Raw genomic sequence first — 23,594 nt, forward strand, 5'->3', positions numbered from 1 at the left:
ACTTTGTCCGCGTGAAGCTTGCGAGTCCTAACAACAATGAAAACTCTCAAAACCCAAGTCGCCATTATCGGCGCCGGCCCCTCTGGCCTGCTGCTCGGCCAGTTGTTGCACAACGCCGGCATCGCCACGGTCATTGTCGAACGCCAGACACCCGACTATGTATTGGGGCGAATCCGCGCCGGGGTCCTGGAACAGGGCATGGTCGATCTGTTGCGCCAGGCCGGCGTCAGCCAGCGCATGGACGCTGAAGGTCTGGTGCACGGCGGCTTCCAGCTGGCCCTCGATGGACGCCAGGTGCACATCGATCTACACGCGTTGACCGGCGGCAAAACCGTGATGATCTACGGTCAGACCGAAGTCACCCGCGACCTCATGGCTGCCCGTCAGTCGGCGGGGGCATCGACCCTCTACGAGGCCAGCAACGTGATGCCTCACGGGATGAAATCCGCCGAGCCGTTCCTGACCTTTGAAAAGGACGGTGAAACCTGGCGCCTGGACTGCGACTACATCGCCGGTTGCGATGGTTTTCATGGTGTTGCACGGCAATCGATTCCCGCCGACACGCTGAAAATATTCGAACGGGTCTACCCGTTCGGCTGGCTCGGCATTCTTGCCGACACCCCCCCGGTCCACGATGAACTGGTGTACGCCCGACATGCTCGCGGCTTCGCTCTGTGCAGTATGCGTTCGACCACGCGTACCCGCTATTACGTGCAGGTGCCCGCTGACGAAAAGGTCGAGAACTGGTCCGACCAGCGCTTTTGGGAGGAGCTGAAATCGCGGCTGCCGCAGGCGCTTGCCGACACGCTGGTCACCGGTCCGTCGATTGAAAAAAGCATCGCGCCGCTGCGCAGTTTTGTGGTCGAGCCCATGCAGTACGGGCGGATGTTCCTGGTCGGCGACGCGGCCCATATCGTCCCGCCCACCGGCGCCAAAGGCCTGAACCTGGCCGCCAGCGACGTCAGCACCTTGTTCAACATTCTGCTCAAGGTCTACCGCGACGGCCGCACCGAGCTGCTGGAGAAGTACTCGGAAATCTGCCTGCGGAGAGTCTGGAAGGCCGAACGGTTTTCCTGGTGGATGACCTCGATGCTGCACACGTTCGAAGGCAGCGATGCCTTCAGCCAGCGCATCAGCGAGTCGGAGCTCGAGTACTTCGTCGACTCCGAAGCCGGTCGAAAAACCATTGCAGAAAATTACGTCGGGCTTCCGTATGAGGCTATCGAATAGCCTGCTATCGACTTACACTGGCGAGCATCCCCGCTCGCCTTGCCTCTTGCGGGTTAATCACCGCCCGCAGGTTTGCCCCGTGACTAATCTGAACCAGCCTGACTCCACCAAACCGGCCATCCGCAGCGTGTTGGTCTCCCTGATGCTGGCGATCTTTCTCGGGGCGCTGGATCAAACCATCGTGGCCGTCTCGATGCCGGCCATTTCCGCCCAGTTCAAGGATTTCAGCCTGCTGGCCTGGGTCATCGCAGGCTACATGGTGGCGATGACCGTGGCGGTGCCGATCTACGGCAAGCTCGGCGACCTTTATGGCCGTCGGCGACTGATGCTGTTCGGCATGGGGTTGTTCACGCTGGCCTCGGTGTTTTGCGGCATGGCCCAGAGCATGGAGCAGCTTGTCCTCGCCCGGATCATTCAGGGCATCGGCGCCGGCGGAATGATTTCGGTCAGCCAGGCGATCATCGGCGACATCGTGCCGCCCCGCGAGCGCGGGCGTTATCAGGGTTACTTCAGCAGCATGTACGCAGTAGCCAGCGTGGCCGGACCGGTGCTCGGCGGTTACATGACCGAGTACCTGTCGTGGCGCTGGGTGTTTTTGATCAACCTGCCGCTGGGCCTCGGCGCCTGGCTGGTGGCCAACCGTACGCTGGTGGGTTTGCCAGTGCCGCAGCGCAAGCCGATCATCGATTATTTGGGCACGCTGCTGATGATCATCGGCCTGACCGCGTTGCTGCTGGGCATCACTCAGATTGGCCAAGGGCATTCGTGGCGCAGCAACGAAGTGCTCGGGTTGCTGGCGTGTGCGGTGCTGACCCTGACGTTGTTCGTCTGGCATGAGCGGCGGGCGCGCGAACCGTTGCTGCCGATGCACCTGTTCGCCAACCGCAATGCGCTCCTTTGCTGGTGCACGATTTTCTTCACCAGTTTCCAGGCGATTTCGCTGATCGTGCTGATGCCGCTGCGCTTCCAGAGCGTCACCGGGGCCGGAGCCGACAGTGCGGCGCTGCACCTGTTGCCGTTGGCGATGGGGTTGCCGATGGGCGCCTACTTCGCTGGTCGCCGGACCTCGGTGACCGGTCGCTACAAACCGATGATCCTGACAGGCGCCCTGCTCACCCCGATCGCGATTCTCGGCATGGCGTTCAGCCCGCCGCAGGCGATGATCATCAGCAGCGCCTTCATGTTGCTCTGCGGCATTGCCGCCGGCATGCAGTTCCCGACCTCATTGGTCGGCACACAGAACTCGGTAGAGCAACGCGACATTGGCGTCGCCACCAGCACCACCAACCTGTTTCGCTCACTCGGTGGCGCGGTCGGCGTGGCCTTGATGTCGGCGTTGTTGCTGGCGCTGCTGCAGGATTCGAGTTTCGCCCACTTGACCGGCTCGTCGCTGATTGCCGAGGGCAGTTCCGGAAACGTTTTGCTTGATGGCCTGAACGCCGCACCGGGCGAGACTCAAAACGCCTTGCGCGCCGAGCTGCTGCTGACCTTCAGGCATTTGCTGATGGTCAGCGCAGCGGTGTCGTTGCTGGGTCTGGCGGCGGCGATTGCGATGCCGAACAAGGTGTTGCGCGGGCGGGAAGACAAGGTTCGGTAGAAAGATCGAGTCGACTTGCTCGCGAAAGCGGTCGGTCAGGGATCACAACATCAAGGGCGAGCGTTGAGCTGCTGTTGCAGGTTCTGGATCTGGCTCTGCAAGGTGGTGATGTTGCGCGTGACCTGGCCACGAAAGGCGTCGAACTCGGCGACATTCGCGTTGCTGCCTTGAGCGGCGGCCGGGCGGTTGTCCTGTTGGCTTTTGATCACCACCATTTCTTGCTCCAGGCGTTCGATCGCCGCACTCGGGTTGCCTTGTTTCTTCAAGGCGGCGATTTCGGCACCCAGGCTTTTCAGCTGGGCCTCGAACTTGCTGGTGTCGCTCGGGGTATTTTTCAGGGTCGCCACCTCAGAGCTCAGGGCTTTCAGATCGGTCTGCAACTGAACATTGACCGCATGTTGCTCGACGCTTTGCGCAGCGATCTGTGCCAGCCGCTTGTCCAGGTCCGACGCCTGGCCAACCACGCCTTGCTGCTGTTGGTTCTGCTCCACCAGCCTGGTTTCAAGTTGCTTGATTTTCAGTTTCAGTGCTTCGCTGTCGCTCGTGACGTTCGACTGGCTGGCGACCACTTTGCCGGAAATATCCTGCAAGCGCCCGGCGGCTTCCTCGCTGATGCGGGCAAAGCTTTCCTGGGTCGCAACCAGTTGCTGCTCCATCAGCGAGATCTGCTGAAAACTCCACCAGGCAAGGCCGGCAAAGGCAAACAGCAACGCCCCGACCAAGGCCCACAACGGGCCGGTGCTCGGGACTTTTACTTTGCCCCTGCTCGCGCTTCGCGCATGTACGCCGGAGTGTTCACGGGCAGCGGCGGCGGTTGGAAAATCATCGACATCGTGAGGGTCGGCACGCAGGCTCGGTACATCATCGAAGTCGTCGTTGGCATCGTTACGCATGGACATGAGGCAACCTTTCTGAACCACAGTGATGGCTAAATGCGACGAGTATAAACCCTGAATTCGCCGCATTGATCGACCGTGATCAGTTGGCTCGGTTCAGAGTTTATTTTGCGCCCGGGTCCTGAGCCTTCCACCAGCCGCAAAACTCATCGAGCGCCGTCCACAGACTGACCTTGGGATCGTAGTCCAGATAATGCCTGGCGCGGCTGATATCGAGGGTGAAGTTTTTGTTCATCACTTGCATGCCCAAACGTGACAGGGTCGGTTCCGGACGCCCCGGCCAGAGTGCGCAAAAGCCCTCGTTCAGCGCCGCAATGCTGTAGGCCAAACCGTAGGAGCGATAACGAGTCACCTGCGGGACGTCCATCTGGCGCATGACATAATTGACCACATCCCACAGCGGCACCGGTGCACCGTTGCTGATGTTGTAGACCTTGCCAAGCGCCGATCCCGTCGCCAGCAAACAGCTGAGCATTGCTTCGTTGAGGTTCTGCACGCTGGTGAAATCGACCTTGTTCAGGCCGTTGCCGATGATTGCCAAACGCCCTTTGCGCTGCATGTTCAGCAGGCGCGGGAAGATGCTCATGTCACCCGCTCCGGTGACAAAGCGTGGACGCAGGGCCAGTACTTCAAGACCAAACTCCTGGGCGCCGAAGACTTTTTGCTCGGCCAGGTATTTGGTCGCCGCATAAGGATGCTTGAAGCGCTTGGGCACCTGCTCTTCGGTCAGCCCCAGGTGGTCGCGACCATCGAAGTAGATCGAGGGTGACGACAAGTGCACCAGCCGCCGGACGTTTTGCTTCAGGCAGGCTTCGACGACGTTTTCGGTGACCAGCACGTTGCCCTGATGGAAGTCCTGATAACGCCCCCAAAGCCCCACCGCACCCGCGCAATGCACCACGGCTTCGACGTCTGCGCACAGCTCGCGAACCAGTTCCGGGTCACTCAAATCGCCCTGGACGAACTCTGCGCCCCGTCGAACCAGATGTTCGACGCCTTCGGCCCGGCGGCCGGTGACTCGCACGTCCAGGCCCTGCTCCAGGGCGAATCGCGCAAAGCGCCCGCCAATGAAGCCGCTTGCGCCGGTGACCAGAATTTTCATGACTTGCTCCGATGTGTTTCGTTTTTCATGCGTGTCGCATTACAGATTTCGTGTGCTCTTGACGCTGCCCGTCAGTCCAACGGCACCAGCCACTGCCTGGATAAACGTACCAGATGCTCGGTGAGTAACCCCAGCAACTGGCCACCATTGCGCCAATGATGCCAGTACAACGGCACATCAATCGGTTTATCTGGCAACAACTCCACCAGCACACCGCGCTCAAGTTGTTCGCGCACCTGCAACTCCGGCACCAGCCCCCAGCCCAGGCCAGCTTCGGTCAGGCGGATAAAACCTTCGGATGACGGGCACAAATGATGTTCGAAACCACCCTCCACGCCCAATGACGCCAGATAACGGTGCTGCAAAAAGTCATCCGGGCCAAACACCAGCGCCGGTGTGCGGGCCAACTGATCGGCCCTGACCCCTTGGGGAAAATGCCGGGCAATAAACGCCGGGCTGGCCAGGGCGCGGTAACGCATGGCGCCCAGCAACACACTGCGAGCGCCCGCCACCGGGCGCTCACTGGCACACACGCACGCCGCCACTTCACCGGCGCGCATGCGTTTGAGGCCAACGGTCTGGTCTTCCACCACCAGGTCGAGCAACAGATGTTGCTCGGCGCAAAAGTCACTCACCGCCTCGGCCCACCAGGTGGCCAGGCTGTCGGCATTGAGGGCGATGCGCAGGCGTTCCGGCAAGCCTTCTTCATCCAGAGCGGGCACCAGACTTTGCAGGTCGCGCTCCAGCAAACGCACCTGCTGCACATGGTTGAGCAAACGCCGGCCAATTTCGGTCGGCGCCGGCGGTGTAGCCCGCACCAGCACTGGCTGGCCGATGCGCGCCTCGAGCAACTTGATGCGCTGGGAAATCGCCGATTGCGACAACCCCAACACCTGAGCGGCGCGCTCGAACCCGGCCTGCTCTACCACCGCAGCAAGGGCGGACAGCAATTTATAGTCGAACATCAGTTTTCCTAATGAGCGATCAGCAATATTGGTTTTTCTTATACAGCCTGGAACAGGAGAATGACCAGCACAGGCCGTGTGAAAACGTAGCGAGCGAAGACAAGACAAGGCAAAAACAGGCGAGGAAGCGGAGTTTACGGGTTGTAAATGAGCATTCCGAGCCTGTTTTTAACGCAGGATTGTCGAGCGCAGTAGTTTTCACACAGCCTGAGCAAGAACTCCTCAACAAGGATCAGCAACATGGCTGGCGAAACCTCACTGAACACCCTGCTGCGCAGCATGAGCCCGCAGCTCAACGACGGCGAATACGTGTTCTGCACAATACGCGACGGCCGTCTGCCGAAGGACTGCGAAATCATCGGCAGCTTCCGCGAGCAGGAAGGCCTGACGGTGATCCTTGAGCGCTCGCAAGCCGAAAAGGCCGGGTTGAGTTTCGACTATCTGGCGGCGTGGATCACCCTCAACGTGCATTCGGCCCTCGAAGCCGTTGGCCTGACCGCGGCCTTTGCCACAGCCCTCGGCCAGGCCGGAATCAGCTGCAACGTGATTGCCGGCTATTACCACGACCATTTGTTTGTCGGCCAGGCCGACGCCAAGCGCGCGATGTCGGTACTGCGGCAACTCGCGGCCAACGCGGAGTAAACCTTATGTGGCAAAGTTATGTGAACGGCCTGTTGGTCGCTGCGGGACTGATCATGGCGATCGGTACGCAAAATGCGTTCGTGCTGGCGCAAAGCCTGCGCCGCGAACATCACCTGCCGGTGGCGGCGCTCTGTGTGACCTGCGATGCGTTGCTGGTGGCCGCCGGGGTGTTCGGGCTGGCGACGATCCTCGCGCAAAATCCACTGTTGCTGGCAATCGCCCGTTGGGGCGGCGCGGCCTTCCTGCTGTGGTACGGCAGCCTGGCCCTGCGTCGCGCCTGTTCCAGGCAAAGTCTGCAACAGGGTGAAAACCAGACCGTGCGTTCATTAAGAGCGGTATTGCTCAGTGCACTGGCGGTGACCCTGCTCAACCCCCACGTGTATCTGGACACCGTGTTGCTGATCGGTTCGCTCGGGGCCCAGCAAACAGTGCCGAGCGCTTATGTGGTGGGCGCGGCCAGTGCGTCATTGCTGTGGTTTTTCACCCTGGCGCTGGGCGCCGCGTGGCTGGCACCGTGGCTGGCACGCCCGAGCACCTGGCGGATTCTCGACCTGCTGGTGGCGGTGATGATGTTTACCGTGGCCTTTCAACTGATCAGCGCCGCCTGAATATTACAAACGGCTCTGGAACCTCTATCCCACACAGTTGTTGCGTGGTTAAGCCGCACCCCCGGTGCTATGATCCGACACCTGCGCCGCAAAGAGTACAAACTCCCCGGCGCTTGTCTGGCCGCCCGTGATCGGCCTTGCGCTCACCGCAACTGACCTGATTAGGAGAATCACCATGGCTTTCGAATTGCCGCCACTGCCTTACGCACACGATGCACTGCAGCCGCACATTTCCAAGGAAACTCTGGAATATCACCACGACAAGCACCACAACACCTACGTCGTGAACCTGAACAACCTGGTGCCAGGCACCGAGTTCGAAGGCAAGACCCTGGAACAAATCGTCAAGACTTCTTCGGGTGGCATCTTCAACAACGCCGCTCAGGTCTGGAACCACACTTTCTACTGGAACTGCATGGCGCCAAACGCTGGCGGTCAACCAACCGGCGCACTGGCTGACGCAATCAACGCGGCTTTCGGTTCGTTCGACAAGTTCAAAGAAGAGTTCACCAAGACTTCGATCGGCACCTTCGGTTCCGGTTGGGGCTGGCTGGTGAAAAAAGCTGACGGTTCCCTGGCCCTGGCCAGCACCATTGGCGCCGGCAACCCGCTGACCAGCGGCGACACCCCGCTGCTGACCTGCGACGTCTGGGAACACGCTTACTACATCGACTACCGCAACCTGCGTCCGAAGTACGTTGAAGCGTTCTGGAACCTGGTTAACTGGAAGTTCGTGGCTGAGCAGTTCGAAGGCAAAACCTTCACCGCTTAAGTCTGCTTGCAGTCAAAAAAACCCGGCATTGCCGGGTTTTTTTATGCCCGGGCAATGTGAAATCCACCTGCAACACCACCGAAAACAAAGGTTCCCTTGCCCCAACGCCACAGCCGTCTACCATCAACCAGACACAAATATTCGCCCCTCCCCCTCAAGTTGCAGGAGGTGCCTACCGAAACACTACTAATGGGCTCCACTTGCCAGCTACCACGGCATTGAGGCCAAGCCCGCGGACAAAATTCGCATGGCTTGATTGTCCCTTTGACTGCCATCACGGGATTGCCAATACTCATGGCAACTTGACGTTACCCGCACGGAACAAGGAATTACCCTTTGAAGCTGGAACTCAAAAACAGCTTGTCGGTGAAGTTGCTCCGGGTCGTGCTCCTGTCGGCATTGATCGTCGGCGTGGTGTTGAGCTGTGCGCAGATCGTTTTCGATGCTTATAAAACACGCCAGGCCGTGGCCAATGATGCCCAGCGCATCCTCGACATGTTCCGCGATCCCTCGACCCAGGCGGTGTACAGCCTTGATCGGGAAATGGGTATGCAGGTTATCGAAGGCCTGTTCCAGGACGACGCCGTGCGCATGGCTTCCATCGGCCACCCCAATGAAGCGATGCTTGCGGAAAAAACCCGTGACTTGCAGCATTCCCACAGCCGCTGGCTGACCGACCTTATTCTGGGCCAGGAACGCACGTTCACCACCCAACTGGTGGGGCGCGGCCCCTATAGCGAGTATTACGGCGACCTCAGCATCACCCTCGACACCGCCACCTACGGTCAGGGCTTTATTGTCAGCTCGGTGATCATCTTCATCTCCRGTGTATTGCGGGCCATGGCCATGGGCCTGGTGCTGTACCTGGTCTATCACTGGCTGCTGACCAAACCGTTGTCGCGGATCATCGAACACCTGACCAACGTCAATCCCGACCGTCCCAGCGAACACAAGATTCCGCAGCTCAAGGGTCATGAAAAGAACGAACTGGGGATCTGGATCAACACCGCCAACCAGTTGCTTGAGTCCATCGAACGCAATACCCACCTGCGCCACGAAGCCGAGAACAGCCTGTTGCGCATGGCGCAATACGATTTCCTCACCGGCCTGCCGAATCGCCAGCAATTGCAGCAGCAACTGGACAAGATCCTGGTAGACGCCGGTCGCCTGCAACGCCGGGTCGCCGTGCTGTGTGTGGGCCTGGATGATTTCAAAGGCATCAACGAGCAGTTCAGCTACCAGACCGGCGACCAGTTGCTCCTGGCCCTGGCCGACCGTCTGCGTGCCCACAGTGGTCGTCTCGGCGCGCTCGCCCGCCTGGGGGGCGATCAGTTCGCGCTGGTTCAGGCCGATATCGAGCAACCCTACGAAGCCGCCGAACTGGCGCAAAGCATCCTCGACGACCTGGAAGCGGCGTTTGCCCTCGATCATCAGGAAATCCGCCTGCGCGCAACTATCGGCATCACCCTGTTCCCGGAAGACGGCGACAGCACCGAGAAGCTGTTGCAGAAAGCCGAACAGACCATGACCCTGGCCAAGACCCGTTCGCGTAACCGCTATCAGTTCTATATCGCCAGCGTCGACAGCGAAATGCGCCGGCGCCGCGAATTGGAAAAAGACCTGCGCGACGCCCTCACCCGCAATCAGTTCTACCTGGTCTACCAACCGCAGATCAGCTACCGCGATCACCGGGTGGTCGGTGTCGAGGCGCTGATTCGCTGGCAACACCCGGAACACGGGCTGGTGCCGCCGGACCTGTTTATCCCGCTGGCCGAGCAGAACGGCACGATCATCGCCATCGGCGAATGGGTGCTGGACCAGGCCTGCCGACAGCTGCGTGAATGGCATGACCTGGGGTTCAGCGACTTGCGCATGGCGGTCAACCTGTCGACCGTGCAACTGCACCACGCCGAGCTGCCACGGGTCGTCAACAACCAGATGCAAATGCATCGCCTGCCACCGCGCAGCCTTGAGCTGGAAGTCACCGAGACCGGCCTGATGGAAGACATCAGCACCGCCGCGCAACACCTGCTCAGCCTGCGCCGTTCGGGAGCCTTGATCGCTATCGACGACTTCGGGACCGGCTACTCATCGCTGAGCTATTTGAAGAGCCTGCCGCTGGACAAGATCAAGATCGACAAGAGCTTCGTTCAGGACCTGCTCGATGACGACGACGATGCAACCATCGTTCGCGCGATCATCCAGCTCGGCAAAAGCCTTGGCATGCAGGTGATCGCCGAGGGGGTGGAAACGGTCGAGCAAGAGGCCTATATCATCTCTGAAGGCTGTCACGAAGGTCAGGGCTATCTCTACAGCAAACCGTTGCCTGCCCGGGAGCTGGCCGCTTATCTGAAACAGGCCCAACGCAGTAACGCGTTGATCCTGTAAGTACGCAGCTGATCTCACCTCGGACCTTGTAGCAGCTGGCGCAGCCGGCGTTCGGCTGCRCAGCAGTCGTGAAATCAGGCAATGCGTTGTGTCAGGCTAATCGCGGCGTCAGGATTTACGACTGCTTCGCAGCCGAACGCCGGCTGCTACAGGTGATGTGCAGGTCATGTGCAGGCGCAACCACCTCGTAAACAAGACATATTTCCATCCGCGGCCCTTTACACATAATGCGAAAGATTTGCATTATGTCGCCAGTTTTGCGCACCCCGCGCCTGTCCATTATTTACCGAAGCAGGATGTTCGCCATGATTCGTATGCCTCTGGCTACCGCCAGTTTGCTGGCTATCGCTATTTCCCTCGCCGGTTGCGGCGAAGGTAAAGACAAGGCTGCTGCTCCTCAAGCGCCTACTCCGGCCACCAGCACTGCGGCACCTGCTGCGCCTGCTGCCACCGGAAAAGTCGATGAAGCCGCTGGCAAAGCCGTCGTCGCGCACTACGCCGACATGGTTTTTGCGGTCTTCAGCGATGCCGAATCCACTGCGAAAACCCTGCAAACGGCCATCGATGCCTTCCTCGCCAAGCCGAATGCCGAGACCCTGAAAGCCGCTCGCGCGGCCTGGGTTGCTGCACGCGTGCCTTACCTGCAGAGTGAAGTATTCCGCTTCGGCAACACCATCATTGACGACTGGGAAGGTCAGGTTAACGCCTGGCCGCTCGACGAAGGCCTGATCGACTACGTCGACAAGAGCTACGAGCACGCACTGGGTAACCCGGGGGGCAACGCCAACATCATCGCCAACCCGATCATCCAGGTGGGTGAAGACAAGATCGACGTGACTGACATCACGCCGGAAAAACTCGCCAGCCTGAACGAGCTGGGCGGTTCCGAAGCGAACGTCGCGACCGGTTACCACGCCATCGAATTCCTGCTCTGGGGCCAGGACCTGAACGGCACCGGCCCTGGTGCTGGCAATCGTCCGGCGTCGGACTACCTGGAAGGCGCCGGGGCTACCGGTGGCCACAACGACCGCCGTCGCGCTTACCTGAAAGCCGTGACCCAGTTGCTGGTCAGCGACCTGGAAGAAATGGTCGGCAACTGGAAGCCGAACGTGCCTGACAACTACCGCGCCGAGCTGGAAGCAGAACCGGCTGAAAGCGGTTTGCGCAAAATGCTCTTCGGCATGGGCAGCCTCTCGCTGGGCGAACTGGCGGGTGAGCGCATGAAAGTTTCCCTGGAAGCCAACTCCCCTGAAGACGAACAGGACTGCTTCAGCGACAACACCCACAACTCGCACTTCTACGATGCCAAAGGCATTCGTAACGTGTACCTGGGCGAATACACCCGCACCGACGGCACCAAAATGACCGGCGCCAGCCTGTCGTCACTGGTGGCCAAAGCCGACCCGGCTGCCGATGCTGCGCTCAAGGCTGACCTGGCCACCACCGAGGCCAAAATCCAGGTCATGGTTGATCACGCCAACAAGGGTGAGCACTACGACCAGTTGATCGCTGCCGGTAATACCGCGGGCAACCAGATCGTGCGTGACGCCATTGCGGCACTGGTCAAGCAGACCAGTGCAATCGAACTGGCTGCCGGCAAACTGGGCATCAGCGACCTGAACCCGGACAACGCTGATCACGATTTCTGATCAACACTGACCGACCAATAAGGCGACCTTCGGGTCGCCTTTTTTATACCTGCCTGAACGCAATACCCTGTGGGAGCGAGCCTGCTCGCGATATCGGTAGCAAGTTCAAAATAAATATTGGCAATGATGGCCCCATCGCGAGCAGGCTCGCTCCCACAGGGAATCGCGATCATCCTGTGAGAGCGAACGATAATTCCTCTTATTCAAACTCCGTTGCCCTGTTAGACTTTGCGCCCTTGTTTGGCTCGTCTTTCAGGATTGCCGATGCCCTCGCTGCCTCTTCGCTTGTCTGCACTGCTTCTGGCCCTGGGCCTGAGTGCCTGCGATGACGCCCCGCGTTTTACCAAGGCCGAACCCGGTGAAGCCCGCTCCGGTGGCGCAGCGACTGTCAGAAAGACCGACCGGAATGCGTTCTCCCTGCCTTCAGCCAACCTCTCGCCGGCCCGGCGCCTGGACTTCAGCGTCGGCAACAGTTTTTTCCGCAGCCCTTGGGTGATCGCCCCCTCGACCACCACCGCCCGCGACGGCCTCGGCCCGCTGTTCAATACCAACGCCTGCCAGAACTGCCATATCAAGGACGGTCGCGGTCATCCGCCAACGGTCGATTCCGATAATGCCGTGTCGATGCTGGTGCGTCTGTCGATCCCCAACGCCCCTGCCTACGCCAAGGTCATCGAGCACATGGGTGTGGTGCCTGAGCCAGTCTACGGCGGGCAGCTTCAGGACATGGCCGTGCCCGGCGTCGCCCCCGAAGGCAAGGTTCGCGTCGACTATGATCCGGTCCCGGTGCGCTTTACCGACGGCACTGAAATCGAACTGCGCAAACCCAGGCTGCTGATCACCCAACTGGGCTACGGCCCGATGCATCCCGACACGCTTTTTTCCGCTCGAGTCGCCCCGCCGATGATTGGCCTCGGACTGCTCGAAGCCATCTCTGACGCCGATATCCTGGCCAACGCCGACGCCCAGGCTAAAGCCAAAAACGGCATCGCCGGACGTCCAAACCTGGTGTGGGATGACGCGCAGCAAAAGACCGTTTTGGGGCGTTTTGGCTGGAAAGCCGGGCAACCGAATCTCAATCAGCAAAACGTTCACGCGTTTTCCGGCGATATGGGCCTTACCACCCGTCTGAGACCGTTCGATGACTGCACCCAGGCCCAGACTGACTGCCTGCAGGCGCCTAACGGCAATGGCCCGGATGGCGAGCCGGAAGTCAGCGACAACATCCTGCGCCTGGTGCTGTTCTATAGCCGTAACCTGGCTGTCCCGGCCCGCCGTCACGTCAACGGCTCGCAAGTCCTGGCCGGTAAAAACCTGTTCTATCAGGCCGGTTGCCAGTCCTGCCACACACCGAAATTCACCACCGCCGCGAATTCCGCAGAACCGGAATTGGCCAATCAACTGATTCGCCCCTACAGCGACCTGCTGTTGCATGACATGGGCGAAGGGCTGGCCGATAACCGCAGCGAATTCCAGGCTTCAGGCCGCGACTGGCGCACCCCGCCGTTGTGGGGCATTGGCCTGACGCAAGCGGTCAGTGGCCACACGCAGTTTCTGCATGACGGCCGCGCCCGCAACCTGCTTGAAGCCGTGCTCTGGCACGGCGGTGAAGCGCGCGCGGCGCAGCAGCAGGTTTTAGCGTTCAATGCCGAGCAGCGCGCTGCGTTGCTGGCCTTTTTGAATTCTCTTTGACGCCTTTCCCCTACGTTTTTGCCCATAAAAAGGGAGCCCGACATGTTCCGCCCCAAGCTGTTGTTCACCAGCCTTGCCGCACTCGTCCTGGGTGCCTGCTCGCCCCAGGACCCTCAAGCTGTTACCTCTGCTGCCATCGCCAAGCAAGTGATCCTGCCGACCTACAGTCGCTGGGTTGAAGCCGACCGCCAATTGGCCGTCAGTGCGCTGGCCTACTGCGAAGGCAAGGTGGACCTTGCAACGGCTCGCGCCGATTTCCTCCATGCACAAAAAGCCTGGGCACAATTGCAACCGTTGCTGGTCGGCCCACTGGCCGAAGGCAATCGCTCCTGGCAGGTGCAGTTCTGGCCGGACAAGAAAAACCTGGTCGGCCGTCAGGTCGAGCAACTGGTCACCGCGCAACCGCAGATCGATGCCGCTGCGCTGGCCAAATCCAGCGTTGTCGTGCAGGGCCTCTCGGCCTATGAGTACATTCTGTTCGACGAAAAAACCAACGTGGCCGACGCCGCGCAAAAAGCCCGTTACTGCCCACTGCTGACGGCCATCGGCGAGCGTCAGAAACAGCTGGCCGAAGAGATCCTCGCGAGCTGGAACAGCACCGACGGCATGCTGGCCCAGATGAGCAAATTCCCGAACCAGCGTTACGCCGATTCCCACGAAGCGATCGCCGATTTGCTGCGCGCTCAAGTGACGGCACTGGATACCCTGAAGAAAAAACTCGGCACGCCGATGGGTCGTCAGACCAAGGGCATTCCACAGCCGTTCCAGGCCGATGCATGGCGCAGTCAGTCGTCGCTGCAAAGTATGGAATCGAGTCTGGCTGCCGCCCAAACGGTCTGGGTCGGTGTCGACAACAAGGGCCTGCGTGGCCTGTTGCCGGTCGAGCAAAAGCCGCTGGCGGACAAGATCGATGCCGCCTATACCGCGTCGTTGAAACTGTTCGAAAGCAGCCAGCGCTCGCTGACCGAAATGCTCACCGACGATGCCGGTCGCCAGCAACTCAACGACCTTTACGACAGCCTCAACGTCGTCCATCGCCTGCACGAAGGTGAACTGGCCAAGGCGCTGGGCATCCAACTCGGCTTCAACGCCAACGACGGTGACTGATGAGGGGTAGCGCCATGCTGCGACGTCAGGCTCTGACATTAGGCAGTTTGTTGCTGGGCGCCGTGACGCTGGGCGGCTGGAAACTGTTCAAGCAAAAGGACCACGGTCCTTTGCTGCTTTCGGCGCGCGACGACAGCGACGGCAAACATTACGCCGTCGGCTATCGGCTGGACGGCACTCGGGTGTTCGCCACCGAAGTCGGCCAGCGCTGCCACGACATCATCAACCACCCTGCTCTGCCGATAGCCCTGTTCGTCGCGCGGCGACCGGGCACCGAGAGTTATCTGGTCGATCTGCGTGACGGTACGCTGCTGCAAACCGTGGTGTCGCAACCGAACCGGCACTTCTACGGTCACGCGGTTATTCATAAAAGCGGCGACTGGCTGTACACCACCGAAAACGACACCAGCGACCCGGGGCGCGGCCTGCTCGGGGTATACCGTTTCGAGGGTCAGCGGTTGGTTTACAGCGGTGAGATTTCCACCCACGGCATCGGCCCGCATCAGGTGTCATGGATGCCCGACGGTGAAACCCTGGTGGTGGCCAATGGCGGGATTCGTACCGAAGCCGAAAGCCGGGTCGAGATGAACCTCGACGCCATGCAACCCAGCCTGGTGCTGATGCAGCGCGATGGCAGCCTGCTGAGCAAGGAAATCCTGGCCCAGCAGATGAACAGCGTGCGTCACATGGGGATCGCCAGCGACGGCACCATCGTCACCGGCCAGCAGTTCATGGGCGCCGCGCACGAATCATCCGAGCTGCTGGCGATCAAGCGTCCCGGCCAGCCTTTTGTCGCGTTCCCGGTGGCCGAGCACCAGTTGCAGGCCATGGGGCACTACACCGCGAGCGTCGCGGTGCACAGTGACTTGCGGCTGGTGGCGCTCACCGCGCCGCGCGGCAACCGCTTTTTCATCTGGGACCTGGACAGCGGCGAAGTGCGCCTCGATGCACCACTGCCCGACTGTGCCGGTGTCGGGGCAGTGGCCGATGGCTTTGTCGTGACCTCGGGGCAAGGGCGTTGCCGTTTCTATGATTGCCGGCAGACACCGCTGATGGCAAAACCCCTCGAACTCCCCGCAGGGCTTTGGGATAACCACCTGCATCTGGTTTGAAACCCGCGCTGCCAAATTGATCGTTCCCACGCTCAATCTGGCCTGATACCCCCTGTAGCAGCTGGCGCAGCCTGCGTTCGAGCGCGAAGCGGTCGTAAATCCTGCAGCCACGGTTGAGCCTGACACACCGCGGCGCATGATTTTACGACTGCTGCGCCCGAGCGCGGACCGAGCCGAACGCAGCCTTCGGCAGCTGCTACGGGTCAGGTGTGACCGCCGAGAGAATGCTGTCTGGAATCACCTGCATACACGGAGTAATGTTCGGTCTGTCTCGCCTGATTTTTTCCAAGGAAGTGGAATATGCTGCGTCGCCGCATGCTGATCATGTTGGGTGTCGTGCTGTTGATCGTCCTGATGCTGGGAGGCTACAAGGCCTTCTCCATCTACAAGATGATCCAGACCTTCGCTGTGCCAAGACCACCGGTGAGCGTTGCCGTGGCCACGGCCACCGAACGGCCCTGGCAGTCGCGCTTGCCCACGGTCGGTACCCTCAAGGCGCTGCAAGGGGTCAACCTGAGCCTGGAGATTGCCGGTACGGTCAAGGACGTGCAGTTCGAATCCGGGCAGAAGGTCAAGGCCGGCCAACCGCTCGTGCAGCTCGACAGCGCCGTTGAAAGTGCCTTTCTGGAAACCGCCCAGGCCGACCTTGGCCTGGCGCAACTGGATTACGGCCGTGGCAGTCAACTGGTCGGCAGTCAGGCGATCTCCAAGGGCGAGTTCGACCGGCTCACCGCAGTGCTCGCCAAGAACAAGGCCACCGTCAATCAGCTCAAGGCTGCGCTGGCGAAGAAACACATCGTCGCGCCCTTCAGCGGCACCATCGGCATTCGTCAGGTGGATGTCGGCGACTTCCTGCCCAGCGGCACGGTCATCGCCACCCTGCAGGACTTGAGCAGCCTTTACGTCGACTTCTTCGTGCCGGAACAATCGGTGCCGAAAATCGCCCTCGGCCAGGCGGTTCAAATCACGGTCCCAGCCTACCCGACCCTGAACTTCCCCGGTGTCATCAGCGCGATCAACCCCAAGGTCGAGAGCAGCACCCGCAACGTGCTGGTACGTGCCACTCTCGCCAACCTTGACGACAAATTGCTGCCGGGCATGTTCGCCAGCCTGCAGGTCATACTGCCGGACCCGCAACCCAGAATCGTCGTACCGGAAGGCGCGATCACCTACACCCTCTATGGCAACTCGCTCTACGTGGTCGCCCAGAAGAAGGACGCGAACGGCAACGTCGAGAAAGACGACCAGGGCCAGCCGATCCTGATCGCCGAACGGCGCTTCATCGAAACCGGCGAGCGTCGCGAAGGCCTGGTGACGATCAACAAAGGCTTGCAGAACGGCGAGCAAGTGGTGAGTGCCGGCCAGATCAAACTCGACAACGGCACGCACATTGTCGTCAGCCCCGACAAGAACCTGCCAGCCGTGCAGACCAGCCAACCGCGCACGAACTGATCAAGGAATTCCCATGGCTTTTACCGATCCGTTCATTCGCCGCCCGGTGCTCGCCACCGTGGTCAGCCTGCTGATTGTGCTGCTGGGCTTCCAGGCCTGGAGCAAACTGCCGCTGCGCCAATATCCGCAAATGGAGAACGCGCTGATCACGGTGACCACGGCCTACCCCGGCGCCAACGCCGAAACCATTCAGGGCTACATCACCCAACCCTTGCAGCAAAGCCTGGCCAGTGCCGAAGGCATCGATTACATGACCTCGGTCAGCCGCCAGAACTTCTCGGTGATTTCAATCTATGCACGCATCGGCTCCAACAGCGACCGACTGTTCACCGAACTGCTGGCCAAGGCCAACGAGGTCAAGAACAAGCTGCCCAAAGACGCTGAAGACCCGGTGCTGAGCAAGGAGGCCGCAGGGGCCTCGGCGCTGATGTACATGAGTTTTTACAGCAAGGAATTGAGCAACCCGCAGATCACCGACTACCTGTCGCGGGTGATCCAGCCCAAGCTCGCCACTCTTCCCGGCATGGCTGAAGCGGCCATTCTCGGCAACCAGGTGTTTGCCATGCGTCTTTGGCTCGACCCGGTAAAACTCGCCGGTTTCGGCTTGAGCGCCAGTGATGTCGGTAACGCAGTGCGCCAGTACAACTTTCTGTCCGCTGCCGGTGAAGTCAAAGGTGAGTACGTCGTCACCAGCATCAATGCCAACACCGAATTGAAGAGCGCCGAAGCCTTCGCCGCCATTCCGCTGAAAATCGACGGCGACAGCCGGGTACTGCTCAGCGACGTGGCGCGCGTGGAAATGGGCGCCGAGAACTACAACTCCGTCAGCTCCTTTGGCGGTACGCCGTCGGTGTACATCGGGATCAAGGCCACACCAGCCGCCAACCCGCTGGACGTGATCAAGGAAGTGCGCAAGCTCATGCCGGAGCTGGAATCCCAACTGCCCCCTACCCTCAAGGCTGAAATCGCCTACGACGCCACGTTGTTCATTCAGGCCTCGATCAACGAAGTGGTTAAAACTCTCTTCGAAGCCGTGCTGATCGTGATTGTCGTGGTGTTCCTGTTCCTGGGTGCGCTGCGTTCGGTATTGATCCCGGTGGTGACCATTCCGCTGTCGATGATCGGCGTGATGTTCTTCATGCAACTAATGGGCTACTCGATCAACCTGCTGACGTTGCTGGCGATGGTGCTGGCCATCGGCCTGGTGGTGGACGACGCCATCGTCGTGGTCGAAAACATTCACCGACACATAGAAGAAGGTAAAACACCGCTGAGCGCCGCCCTCGAAGGCGCCCGGGAAATCGCCATGCCGGTGGTCTCGATGACCATCACCCTGGCGGCGGTCTATGCGCCCATCGGTTTTCTGACGGGCCTGACCGGTGCTCTGTTCAAGGAGTTCGCGCTGACCCTGGCCGGCGCCGTGGTGATCTCCGGGATCGTTGCCCTGACGCTGTCGCCGATGATGTGTGCGCTGCTCTTGCGTCACGATGAAAACCCGTCAGGCCTGGCGCATCGTCTCGATCTGATTTTCGAAGGGCTCAAGCGTCGTTATCAAAGTGTCCTGCACGGCACGCTCAATACCCGGCCGGTGGTGCTGGTGTTTGCCGTGATCGTGCTGTGCCTGATCCCGGTGTTGCTCAAGTTCACCAAGTCGGAACTGGCACCGGATGAAGACCAGGGCGTCATTTTCATGATGGCAAACGCCCCGCAAACGGCCAACCTGGATTACCTGAATACCTACACCGACGAATTCCTCGCGATATTCAAGGCGTTTCCCGAGTACTACTCGTCCTTCCAGATCAACGGATTCAACGGCGTACAGTCAGGTATTGGCGGTTTCCTGCTCAAACCCTGGAATGAGCGCAAACGAACCCAGATGCAGATTCTGCCAGAGGTGCAGCAAAAGCTTTCGAGCATCGCCGGCCTGCAAATCTTCGGCTTCAACCTGCCCTCTCTTCCGGGCACGGGTGAAGGTTTGCCGTTCCAGTTTGTGATCAACACCGCCAATGACTACGAGCCATTGCTGGAGCTGGTCAATCGGGTGAAGAAGCGTGCCCTGGAGTCCGGCAAGTTCGCGTTCCTCGACATCGACCTGGCCTTCGACAAGCCCGAAGTGGTGGTTGATATCGACCGTGCCAAGGCCGCTCAAATGGGCGTCTCGATGGAGGATCTGGGCGTGACACTGTCGACGTTGCTGGCGGAAGCCGAGATCAACCGCTTCACCATCGAGGGGCGCAGTTACAAGGTCATCGCCCAGGTCGAACGGCCTTACCGGGACAATCCCGAGTGGTTGAGCAGCTACTACGTTAAAAACACCAAGGGTGAACTGTTGCCCCTGTCGACTTTGATCAACATCAGTGACCGCGCACGACCGCGACAGCTGAATCAGTTCCAGCAACTCAACTCAGCGATTCTTTCCGGCGTTTCGATGGTCAGCATGGGTGAGGCAATCGATACCGTGCGCCAAATCGCCAAAGAGGAAGCACCACCGGGTTATGCCTTCGATTACGGCGGCGCCTCGCGGCAGTTCGTTCAGGAAGGCAGCGCCTTGTGGGTGACCTTTGCCTTGGCACTGGCGATCATTTTCCTGGTGCTGGCGGCGCAGTTCGAAAGTTTCCGCGATCCATTGGTGATTCTGGTGACCGTGCCGCTGTCGATTTGCGGCGCACTGATCCCGTTGTTCCTGGGCTGGTCGAGCATGAATATCTATACCCAGGTCGGATTGGTGACCTTGATCGGACTGATCAGCAAACACGGGATCCTGATCGTCCAGTTTGCCAACCAGTTGCGCAAGGACAAGGGCCTGACACCCCGCGAAGCCGTGGAGCAAGCGGCAGCCATTCGCCTGCGTCCGGTATTGATGACCACCGCTGCCATGGTCTTCGGCATGGTGCCGTTGATCATCGCCACCGGCGCGGGAGCCGTCAGCCGCTACGATATCGGGATGGTGATCGCCACGGGCATGTCGATCGGGACCCTGTTCACCCTGTTCGTGCTGCCCTGCATCTACACGTTGCTGGCCAAACCCGACAGGACCTGAAGTKACCGCCATAAGCTATTCCTGTGGGAGCGAACCTGCTCGCGATAGCTCACTGACAGCCGGCATCATTGTTGAATGTTAAGCCGTCATCGCGAGCAGGCTCGCTCCCACAGGGGATGGCGGCAAATTGAAGATTTGGGTTCAAAAACAAAAGGCCTCGCGTATACGAGGCCTTTGATGTGGGCTGAGGGGGGTCAACTCTGGTGTTTCATTCCCTGAGTCATGCCGAGCATGAACAATAACAACTCATCATTTTCGGAATGGGTCACCGTGGATGATGACTTCGCAGTCCGTGGTAGCGGGCAATGCGCGCCGCTATTCTTTGCACTGAGAACTTGCGTACGTGGTTGCTCCAGGCCGACCACCGCCAATGAAACAACTGCCAAGGCTCCTGCCAAAAATAGCCCCCTAGCAATTTCTAGTTTCATGGCTACAAACCTTTGATGGAGCTGCCAAACGCCTTCTTATAAAAGTAGATGAGCTTCGCCCAATCTGCCGAGCCCCACGACGAGTGGCGGCGTAGCTGTTTCATGTCATGTGAAGCTGCTTGCCGACGGGTCAGACGCTGGCGGCACTTCTCCAGATCGAGCAATGCCACTTCGGCCCTGGCGGCGTCACCTTCACCGGTGACGCGCACAAAAACATGTTTGATATACAAGCAGCTATGCTGCCAGCGCCCCTTGTGCATCCGCGCCAGGTTCTCGGCCAGGTCTTGCAGCACCCGCTCATGCAACGCCTCACCGTGGCGTTCGCGCCCGCCGCTGGCATACCAGTCTTCAATCTCGACAAAACCATMCAGTGCAGCCGTCACCAACAGCGCTCGCCATTGATGCACCGGATCACGCTGGGCGCCACAGAACACCAGCTCAGGCACTCGAACATTCAGCGAACGGAGACCATTCAGCGCATCAAGCTCACGTAACACCGTCGGACGCCCCAACGGGTGCAACCAGCTACGATAAATATGCCCTGTCTGGCGCTTGGCATAGAACAGCCGACCATTGGTGGCATGAATACGCTGTACGCCACTTTCCCCGCCTCTACGCACGTTGGGCTCTTCTACCCATTCACCGCGCTGATTCCAGAAATAATTGAAGCGGTCTGCAGGAGCGACTTCCATTTCCGATGCCTGTTCAACTGCCATCCTTCTACCTCTTTCGTAATATATAAACGCGCCGCATACCATAGAACGGGATAAAGCCCAAATGTTCCTGAACCCGAAAATCCGCCTGCTTGAACTCTGCGTCTACGGTAGTGACCGAGGCGTCAGGCGTCCGGCTTGCCCAGCTCGACATGAAAGCGGCAGCCGTTGGGCTCCATGGTGCTGAGACTGACGCTCCAGCCCTGGTTTTCACAAATCCTCTGCACCAGCGACAGGCCCAGCCCAAGCCCGTCCCCACGCTTCTCGCCACCGCGTACAAACGGCTCGAACATCGCTTCACGCTTCTCTTCAGGAATACCGACACCGCTGTCTTCGACCAGAAAACCGCGGGGCAGAATGGTCAGGCGAATAAACCCGCTGTCGGTGTAGTGCAAGGCATTACGCAACAGGTTCCCCATGACCGCGTGCAGGAATGTCGCGTTATAGCGCGTGTCCGTCGGGTTACCGGGTTCATAGATCAGTATGAGCCCCTTGCCCTCGATCGGCTCGCGCCACAGGCCGAGCAAGTCCTCGGCCACCCGCCCCAGGGTCTGTTGCGGCGACATGCTGGCATCTTCGCGCTTGGCCCGGGCGAGCATCAGGAAGGTCTGGACCAGTTCGCGCATCTCTTCACAGGCACGGGCGATCCGCTCGACCTGGTTGCGACTGCGCTGATCGAGGTCCGGGTTCTCCAGCAACAGTTCGCAGGAGCTGGCCAAAACCATCAACGGGGTGCGCAGTTCGTGACTGACGTCGCTGGTGAATAGCCGTTCGCGACTCAGCGCCTGGCGCAATCGGCCCAGCGTGGCGTCGAAGGCGACGGCCAGCTCACCGACTTCATCGGCGGCATAGTCTGGCGCCAAGGGCGGTGCCAGGCCGAGCAGTTGATCGCGGTGACGCACCTGGCGCGCCAGCCGGACCACCGGTGCCATGACCTTGCGCGCGAGAACCCAGCCAAGGAACACCGCCAATGCCAGACTTAATACAAACCCCACCAGCACCACGGCAAACAACACCCGTTCGCGCTCTTCGAAATCGCTTTGATCCTGCAGCAGGACGTAGCGTCGGCCGTCAACGATCTCGACGAGCGCGTGGTATGACAGCTGCTCGCGAAATACTTCATGAAAGCCCGCATTCAGATGCCGCAGGTCCCTGGGCAAGTCGAAGTCGCCAGGGCCGCCACTGAAGTAGAACAACTGATCGGGTTCGGGACGATGACTCCAGTCGGCCATACTGTCCATCAACAGCAAACGCTGTAAATCGCCACCCAGGCCTGCAGAAATCAGCTTTTCTTCGACCAGATGCACGGTCGCCACGATGCCTATGGCGAATGCCCCCGCCACCAACGCACTCATCAAGGCAAAGGCAATAATGATCCGCTGAGCAAGGCTCTGCTTAAACTCCATCACGCCCCTCGGCCAGGCGATAGCCGACGCCGTGCACGGTTTGCAGCAAGGGTTTGGCGAACGGCTTGTCGATCACCTGACGCAACTGATGGACATGACTGCGCAGGCTGTCGCTGTCCGGACAGTCGTCACCCCAGAGGGCTTCTTCGAGTATTTCGCGACGCAAGACGTGCGGGCTTTTCTGCATCAACACCGCCAGCAACTTGAGCCCTACCGGGTTGAGCTTCAGCAGGCGCCCTTCGCGGGTCACTTCCAGCGTGTCGAGGTCGTAGCTCAGATCGCCAACCTGCAGGGCACGGCGACCGCCACCCTGGGTACGGCGCATGACCGCCTCGATGCGCGCCGCCAGTTCAGACAGGGCAAACGGTTTGACCAGGTAATCATCGGCACCGGATTTGAAACCCTGCAGCCGGTCATCCAATTGGTCACGGGCGGTCAGCATGATCACCGGGGTATCGCGCCGGGCATCTTCGCGCAGGCGTTTGCACAGGGTGTAACCATCAATGCCGGGCAGCATGATGTCGAGCACGATCAGGTCGTAATGCTCGGTGGCCGCCAGGTGCAGACCTGACAACCCGTCCTGCGCGCAATCCACGGTATAGCCTTTAAGCCCCAGGTAATCGGCCAGATTGGCGAGGATGTCGCGGTTGTCTTCAACCAATAGAATTCGCATGGGCACTTGCTCCGTACACAGTTACGGCCGTCTTGGACCGCGCAGCTTAAGGCCAAGAATGACTCAGGGATAGGGCTGTCTGATTATCCGCCCTGTCAGAATGCCTGTCGGGTTTGATCGTT

At 60.0% G+C, this 23,594-nt stretch carries 19 protein-coding genes; 12 read left to right on the forward strand and 7 right to left on the reverse strand.

What is annotated here, in order from left to right; all coding sequences use genetic code 11:
• The first annotated feature begins 36 nt into the window (after nucleotides 1-36).
• Both pobA and AC1DHT_RS22245 read left to right on the forward strand, forming a co-directional pair.
• A complete protein-coding gene (pobA, locus tag AC1DHT_RS22240; protein ID WP_427536195.1) occupies nucleotides 37-1,230 on the forward strand; it encodes a 4-hydroxybenzoate 3-monooxygenase in 1,194 nt (397 codons plus the stop codon).
• A gap of 79 nt (nucleotides 1,231-1,309) precedes the next feature.
• A complete protein-coding gene (locus tag AC1DHT_RS22245; RefSeq protein ID WP_427536197.1) occupies nucleotides 1,310-2,827 on the forward strand; it encodes an MDR family MFS transporter in 1,518 nt (505 codons plus the stop codon).
• Nucleotides 2,828-2,877: 50 nt separating this feature from the next.
• On the opposite strand, the gene AC1DHT_RS22250 is transcribed toward AC1DHT_RS22245, so the two are convergent.
• The 3 genes from AC1DHT_RS22250 to AC1DHT_RS22260 form a co-directional block, all read right to left on the reverse strand.
• The gene (locus AC1DHT_RS22250) at nucleotides 2,878-3,720 is read right to left on the reverse strand and encodes an ATPase (protein WP_427536319.1); all 843 of its coding nucleotides are present in this window, start codon (nucleotides 3,718-3,720) and stop codon (nucleotides 2,878-2,880) included.
• 106 nt (nucleotides 3,721-3,826) lie between these two features.
• Nucleotides 3,827-4,825 carry an NAD-dependent epimerase/dehydratase family protein gene (locus AC1DHT_RS22255; protein WP_427531817.1) on the reverse strand — a complete coding sequence of 333 codons (999 nt, stop codon included), beginning with the start codon at nucleotides 4,823-4,825 and terminating at the stop codon, nucleotides 3,827-3,829.
• Nucleotides 4,826-4,896: 71 nt separating this feature from the next.
• Nucleotides 4,897-5,790: a LysR family transcriptional regulator ArgP gene (locus tag AC1DHT_RS22260; protein ID WP_054593769.1), complete on the reverse strand. Its 894-nt coding sequence runs from the start codon at nucleotides 5,788-5,790 to the stop codon at nucleotides 4,897-4,899.
• 240 nt (nucleotides 5,791-6,030) lie between these two features.
• On the opposite strand from AC1DHT_RS22260, the gene AC1DHT_RS22265 reads away from it, so the two are divergent.
• The 10 genes from AC1DHT_RS22265 to AC1DHT_RS22310 all read left to right on the forward strand — a co-directional run bounded on the left by AC1DHT_RS22265 (nucleotide 6,031) and on the right by AC1DHT_RS22310 (nucleotide 20,252).
• Nucleotides 6,031-6,432 (forward strand): ACT domain-containing protein, encoded by a 402-nt coding sequence (locus AC1DHT_RS22265; protein WP_427536199.1) that lies wholly within the window; start codon nucleotides 6,031-6,033, stop codon nucleotides 6,430-6,432.
• Between the two features lie 5 nt (nucleotides 6,433-6,437).
• Entirely contained in the window at nucleotides 6,438-7,040 is a 603-nt protein-coding gene (locus AC1DHT_RS22270; protein WP_103315072.1) for a LysE/ArgO family amino acid transporter, read from the forward strand.
• 175 nt (nucleotides 7,041-7,215) lie between these two features.
• A complete protein-coding gene (locus AC1DHT_RS22275; RefSeq protein WP_054593772.1) occupies nucleotides 7,216-7,812 on the forward strand; it encodes a superoxide dismutase in 597 nt (198 codons plus the stop codon).
• Between the two features lie 336 nt (nucleotides 7,813-8,148).
• On the forward strand, nucleotides 8,149-10,200 hold the full coding sequence (locus tag AC1DHT_RS22280) for a putative bifunctional diguanylate cyclase/phosphodiesterase (protein WP_477761472.1): 2,052 nt from the start codon (nucleotides 8,149-8,151) through the stop codon (nucleotides 10,198-10,200).
• Nucleotides 10,201-10,505: 305 nt separating this feature from the next.
• A complete protein-coding gene (locus AC1DHT_RS22285; protein ID WP_427536203.1) occupies nucleotides 10,506-11,849 on the forward strand; it encodes an imelysin family protein in 1,344 nt (447 codons plus the stop codon).
• 264 nt (nucleotides 11,850-12,113) lie between these two features.
• Nucleotides 12,114-13,541, forward strand: coding sequence for a di-heme oxidoreductase family protein (locus tag AC1DHT_RS22290; protein WP_427536205.1), 1,428 nt, complete (start codon nucleotides 12,114-12,116; stop codon nucleotides 13,539-13,541).
• Nucleotides 13,542-13,583: 42 nt separating this feature from the next.
• Nucleotides 13,584-14,648: an imelysin family protein gene (locus AC1DHT_RS22295; RefSeq protein ID WP_427536207.1), complete on the forward strand. Its 1,065-nt coding sequence runs from the start codon at nucleotides 13,584-13,586 to the stop codon at nucleotides 14,646-14,648.
• Between the two features lie 14 nt (nucleotides 14,649-14,662).
• A complete protein-coding gene (locus AC1DHT_RS22300) occupies nucleotides 14,663-15,760 on the forward strand; it encodes a DUF1513 domain-containing protein (protein ID WP_427536209.1) in 1,098 nt (365 codons plus the stop codon).
• A gap of 300 nt (nucleotides 15,761-16,060) precedes the next feature.
• Nucleotides 16,061-17,212, forward strand: a complete 1,152-nt coding sequence (locus AC1DHT_RS22305; protein WP_427536211.1) for an efflux RND transporter periplasmic adaptor subunit — start codon at nucleotides 16,061-16,063, stop codon at nucleotides 17,210-17,212.
• Between the two features lie 13 nt (nucleotides 17,213-17,225).
• Nucleotides 17,226-20,252, forward strand: coding sequence for a multidrug efflux RND transporter permease subunit (locus AC1DHT_RS22310; RefSeq protein ID WP_427536213.1), 3,027 nt, complete (start codon nucleotides 17,226-17,228; stop codon nucleotides 20,250-20,252).
• Between the two features lie 194 nt (nucleotides 20,253-20,446).
• On the opposite strand, the gene AC1DHT_RS22315 is transcribed toward AC1DHT_RS22310, so the two are convergent.
• From AC1DHT_RS22315 to colR, 4 genes are all read right to left on the reverse strand, one after another.
• On the reverse strand, nucleotides 20,447-20,680 hold the full coding sequence (locus AC1DHT_RS22315) for a hypothetical protein (protein ID WP_427536215.1): 234 nt from the start codon (nucleotides 20,678-20,680) through the stop codon (nucleotides 20,447-20,449).
• Between the two features lie 2 nt (nucleotides 20,681-20,682).
• Entirely contained in the window at nucleotides 20,683-21,396 is a 714-nt protein-coding gene (locus AC1DHT_RS22320; protein WP_477761473.1) for a lipopolysaccharide kinase InaA family protein, read from the reverse strand.
• Nucleotides 21,397-21,518: 122 nt separating this feature from the next.
• Nucleotides 21,519-22,799 carry a sensor histidine kinase gene (locus AC1DHT_RS22325; RefSeq protein WP_427536218.1) on the reverse strand — a complete coding sequence of 427 codons (1,281 nt, stop codon included), beginning with the start codon at nucleotides 22,797-22,799 and terminating at the stop codon, nucleotides 21,519-21,521.
• Nucleotides 22,789-23,472: a two-component system response regulator ColR gene (colR, locus tag AC1DHT_RS22330; protein ID WP_054593790.1), complete on the reverse strand. Its 684-nt coding sequence runs from the start codon at nucleotides 23,470-23,472 to the stop codon at nucleotides 22,789-22,791. Before colR ends, AC1DHT_RS22325 begins: the two co-directional genes overlap by 11 nt.
• Between the last annotated feature and the right edge of the window lie 122 nt (nucleotides 23,473-23,594).

This window comes from Pseudomonas sp. 05N432, assembly GCF_056396945.1.